Below are 5,421 nucleotides of genomic sequence, written 5' to 3'. Positions count from 1 at the left end.
TAACTACTATTTCTGTTACGATAATAGCCTGAACAAACAAAATCAGGATTTACGGATCAACCATATATATAGCGTTCAAAACTCCAACGTTATAGTTTTTAAACTCTATATATAGTAATTTTACCTAAGTTCTGAGCATAACTACTATTTCTGTTACGATAATAGCCTGAACAAACAAAATCAGGATTTACGGATCAACCATATATATAGAGTTCAAAACTCAAACGTTATAGTTTTTAAACTCTATATATAGTAATTTTACCTAAGTTCTGAGCATAACTACTATTTCTGTTACTATAATACCCTTAACAATTAGCTCCCTTATTACCATGAAATGGTCTCGTAGGCTCGGTCGTCTGAAATATCCTCTTGCTAAACGAGAAGTAAACCTTGTTGGTGCAGGAGCACATATTCCAGCTCCCCTATATCAACGTTGGTTTAAAGACTTGAATAATACTGACCCTAACCTAAGAGTAGATTATCAAACAGTTGGTAGTGGTGCTGGTATTGAAAGATTTACTCAAGAATTGGTACATTTTAGCGCTTCTGATGTGGCAATGAAAGATCAAGAAATTGCCAAGGTTAGTCGTGGAGTAATTATGCTGCCTATGACTGCACACAGTATTGTATTAGCTTACAATGTACCTGGTGTATCTGACCTGAAATTATCCAGGCAAGCTTATATAGATATCTTTTTGGGTAAAATTACAAAGTGGAATGACCCGAAAATTATTAAAATCAATCCTGATGTGAATCTGCCAGACATACCAATTATAGTAGCCCACCGTTCAGATACTAGCCTAACTACGAAATTTTTTACCCAGCATCTAAGTGCCATTAGTTCAGAATGGAAACAAAAAGTAGGGGAACGTAAAAAGGTGCAATGGCCAACAGGAATTGGTGGGGCAAAATGTGATGGTGTGACTGCTCTAATTCGTCAAAATGAAGGTGCTATAGGTTACATAGAATTTGGTTTCACTAAGATAGCTAAACTAGATACTGTGACTCTGGAAAATAAATCTGGTAATTATGTAAAAGCATCTTTAGATTCTGCTCAAGCTACTCTAGCAGCAGTACCACTACCAAGTAATCTTCGTGTTTTTATTACCGATCCAGAGGGTACTAATTCTTACCCAATTGTTCGCTATACCTGGATGCTTATTTATGGTAAATATGATAATGTAGCTAGAGCTACAGGTATAAAAAAAATGATTGAGTATTGCTTAAATGAAGGTCAAAAGGTAAGTGCTGATTTAGGTTATATTCCACTACCTGATAATGTTCGTCAAAAAGTTGCAGAAACGGCAGATAAAATTAGTCCTAACTATAACATCAAGCTTCAATAGATGTAACTAGAAAAGTGAAAGTTTTGATGGGATTGGAAGAGAGTTAGAACTTATTTTGCGTAACATAAAGTTTTTCAAGTCATTACATTCACTATAACTTGAGGAAAAATCAGAAATTTTTCAGTCAGAGATTGTATTTATTTAATAAGAAAGATGATTTAACCTTGTAGTAGTTATCCTATAGAGTTAAATTATTTTGAAATTAACTAAATAAAAAAACATCCATCCAAATTTCTGAGTATTTTATTATGTCAAAAAAAGATTCCGACTCCTCTCGCCTTTTTGATGCAGGTTGCCTCGTTGAACTTCTAATTTTCACGATGCTTTTAGGAGGAAGTTATTGGTGGTTTATCGAGAGAAAGAATATTAATTTATCTCAAGCTATATCTAATACTTCTGTAGTTTCTTGGTTCCATGAAAAGTTTCCTAATGCACCTATTCCTTTTAAACCCTCTTCAACAGAAGCAGTTAAAAATTTACCAGATTCATCTACAGTAAAAACACCATTACCAACTCCTTATCCGCAAAAAAAAGAAACAGAAGTAGNGTGGTTTATCGAGAGAAAGAATATTAATTTATCTCAAGCTATATCTAATACTTCTGTAGTTTCTTGGTTCCATGAAAAGTTTCCTAATGCACCTATTCCTTTTAAACCCTCTTCAACAGAAGCAGTTAAAAATTTACCAGATTCATCTACAGTAAAAACACCATTACCAACTCCTTATCCGCAAAAAAAAGAAACAGAAGTAGCTCCAACAGAAGCAATTAAAAATTTACCAGACTCGTCTAAAGTAAAAACACCATTACCAATTCCTTCTCCACACAAAAAGGAAACAGAATTAACTCCAACAGAAGCAGTTAAAAATTTACCAGACTCATCTAAAGTAAAAACGCCATTACCAATTCCTTCTCCACAAAAAAAGGAGACAGAATTAACTTCAAATAAACCATCTCCATCAGAAGTAATTAAAAATCAACCAGACTCTTCTAAAACGGAAAAACAATTACCAACTTCTTCTCCAAAACCAACTGTTAATCCAATTCAACCTAAGAATAATTCCTTAGATAAAAAAACTTTAACCCCTTGGGAGAAAAAACAAATTAGAGGCATATATTTAGGTCGTTATTATATAACCAATAATGCTAGCGAAAAAACAATTCGTGAAAGAGTTCGTTACTACAAAAAACAAGGATTTAATACCATAATTCATGGAGTGTGGGGAAATGGCTGCACTATGTACAAAAGCGAAGTAATGGAACAAATACTAGGAGCAAAAAGTTGCCCTAATAAATTTAACGAACAATGGTTAGTCTGGTTAATTGATGAAGCACATAAACAAGGAATGGAAGTTCATGCTTACTTTGAGAAAGGGATTAAAATAGATGAAAATAGTCCGATATTTGACTTAGCGATTAGGAAAAAATGGATAGTTCCTGGAGTGGATAAAACATATAGTAGAATCGATCATTATGTCTTAGATGTAGAAATGGAAGAAGTTGCTAATTTCTTTACCAACATTTTAGTTGAATTTGTCAAAAAATATCCAAATATAGATGCAGTTCAATGGGATGATTATCTGGGATATCATGCAGAATTACCAGGAAAAGTAGACCGCACAGCTAACTTAACAAAATTTACTGAGCGAATGATCAAAGAAATGAAAAAAGCTAATAATTCAGTTAGTTTTGATATCTGTCATCACAACCCTTATTGGGCAAAAAAATATTTTGCAGCAGACTGGGAAAAATGGTCGGTAGATCGAGTCTTTATTCAAGTCTATAATGATGAAAATTTTCAAGAAGAATTAAATTATGTAGAAAAATATGATGGTATTGCAATTAGCGATAAACAATTACATCGTCTTGAGGAATTAGTAAATAATTCTAATATTAATAGTGTGTTAGTTTTTCCAGTTCTTGAAAAACCAGAAAAAACTGCTTCTCTTGTAAAATCAGCTTTGTCAGATTAGAGATTTAAGAATTACTGTAAATGGGAGTAGAAAAATTAACCTTACCTTTGTACTGCACTATCAAGATTGATTTTATGGATGACCTATTAAATGTTTTCCCTTGTTTACCGAAAAATTAAGGTATAAAGCTTCTTAATTCATGGAGAAAAAATCGATCAATATAAGAAAAAAAATCCTTTTAGCTAATCCTTCTATTATAGAAGAGGTAATAATTAATAATTGATTATTGAAATTATTCCCTTGTCTTTTTTACCTAGTCTTAATTTATCATTTGAAAATTGACAATAAAATCAGGTCTCAAATCTCTCCTTTTAAGAGAATAAAAATCTTAGTACAACTATCCTACTTCAGCAGGAGGTACTGATAAATGAAATGGCGGAGGTAATATTATGGNTAAGATAAAATCAATAATAAAGGGAGTTTTGAGGAAAATAAAAATGGCTGTAAAATTACAACGACCAATTTTAGTAGGGGGTATAGGATTATCTCTACTGTTATGGTTATTAGATAGTGTCCAACATTCCGTGGCAGAATTTGGTGGAACTACTATGTTAGGAATTATGGCAGCAAGTCTGGGGGTTTGGTTATTAAAAAGACCAAAATCTCTACCACCCCAGAAACCAACTATAATTCCATCACCGACAAAAGAAACTGCTGAAGAGGCGATCGCTACTTTAACTACTACTATAGATAAGCTTGTTTTGGAAGTAGAAGGTATTAATAAGTCGGAAAAAGTAAGTAATAATATTAGTCAATTACGCCAAAAAGTAGTAACTCTTACTCAGGAATTAGAAAGACAAGAATTAAATATAGTTATTACAGGTAATCAAGGAGTTGGTAAAACTGCTTTGACTGAGATATTAAAGTCTGACTGGATATCTAAAAATCAACCAAAAATAGAAGTTACCGATATAACTTGGCAGTCAGAATGGATAACAAAAAATGAGAATTTTCAAGTTAATCCTTTATCGCCTTATGACTTAATATTATTTGTGATTACAGGTGACTTAATAGATTCAGAATTTCAAGCTTTATCAAAACTAACAACTTTTGGTCAACGTTTTATCTTAATTTGGAATAAACAAGATTTATATTTGCCAGAGCAAAAACCGCAAATTATAGAAAAAATCAAAGAGACATTATCTACTATTAACTCAGAAGAAAATTTAGTCGGAATTTATGCTCGACCTAATTCTATTAAAGTCCGAAAATATCAGCAGGATGGTAGTATTCAAGAATCTATTGAACAACCATTGCCAGAAATATTTGGATTAACAGAAAAGCTGAATCAAATATTAGAACAGGAAAAGGAAAAATTAGTCTGGGCGACTACTACAAGAAAAGCAGAAATAGTTAGATTAGAAACTAAAAATATTCTCAATCAAATCAGAAAAGAACGCGCTATTCCTGTAATTGAACAATATCAATGGATAGCTGCTGCTACAGCATTTGCTAATCCAGTTCCAGCTTTAGACTTATTAGCAACGGCAGCTATAAATGCTCAATTAATAGTAGACCTAAGTGCTATATATGAGCAAAAAATTTCTCTAGAAAAAGGGAAGCAAGTAGCGGGAACTATGGCAGAGTTAATGTTAAAACTAGGATTAGTAGAACTATCTACAAAAACATTAACTACGATCCTTAAAAGTAACAGTTTAACTTTTGTAGCTGGTGGTGGAATTGAAGCTGTTAGTGCTGCTTATCTAACCAGAGTAGCAGGTATGAGTTTAGTAGAATATTTTGCTACTCAAACAGATAGTAATTCTGTCAATGTTGAGAAGTTAGGAAAAATTATTCAAAGTGTATTTAGCAAGACTCAAGAAAATTATTTTCTCAAGTCTTTTGTTACTGAGGTTATAAGTCATGTTTTGCTACAGGAGGAAAAATTAGAGGTTTTTTCAACTACAGTAGAGTAATATGGCAATAAATAATAAGTACCTCTGGTGACTAAATTAGTAGATTGAGAATTTTTAGGGAGCGACTATTATCTGAGAAGACTCGCGGATATGAACGAACTAAAATATTTCCCGACTGCCACAGATACTAATTTTGTCAAAGTCGATAAATTCCGAAAAATTCTGCCAGAAATAGTTAAGTACCTGTGG

General features: G+C 32.6%; 3 protein-coding genes. All 3 read left to right on the top strand.

The window, feature by feature from the left end; all coding sequences use genetic code 11:
• Nucleotides 1-329 precede the first annotated feature (329 nt).
• Nucleotides 330-1,346: a phosphate ABC transporter substrate-binding protein PstS gene (gene pstS, locus AFK68_RS12375; protein ID WP_094673077.1), complete on the top strand. Its 1,017-nt coding sequence runs from the start codon at nucleotides 330-332 to the stop codon at nucleotides 1,344-1,346.
• A gap of 554 nt (nucleotides 1,347-1,900) precedes the next feature.
• Nucleotides 1,901-3,316 (top strand): family 10 glycosylhydrolase, encoded by a 1,416-nt coding sequence (locus tag AFK68_RS44935; RefSeq protein WP_371357349.1) that lies wholly within the window; start codon nucleotides 1,901-1,903, stop codon nucleotides 3,314-3,316.
• 437 nt (nucleotides 3,317-3,753) lie between these two features.
• A complete protein-coding gene (locus AFK68_RS12365; protein ID WP_094673078.1) occupies nucleotides 3,754-5,232 on the top strand; it encodes a DUF697 domain-containing protein in 1,479 nt (492 codons plus the stop codon).
• The last annotated feature ends 189 nt before the right edge of the window (nucleotides 5,233-5,421 follow it).

Source organism: Hydrocoleum sp. CS-953 (assembly GCF_002260545.1).
Lineage (GTDB): Bacteria > Cyanobacteriota > Cyanobacteriia > Cyanobacteriales > Microcoleaceae > Trichodesmium.
Note: the sequence above shows the minus strand (reverse complement) of the source record. Positions and strands in the feature narration are given on the sequence as shown.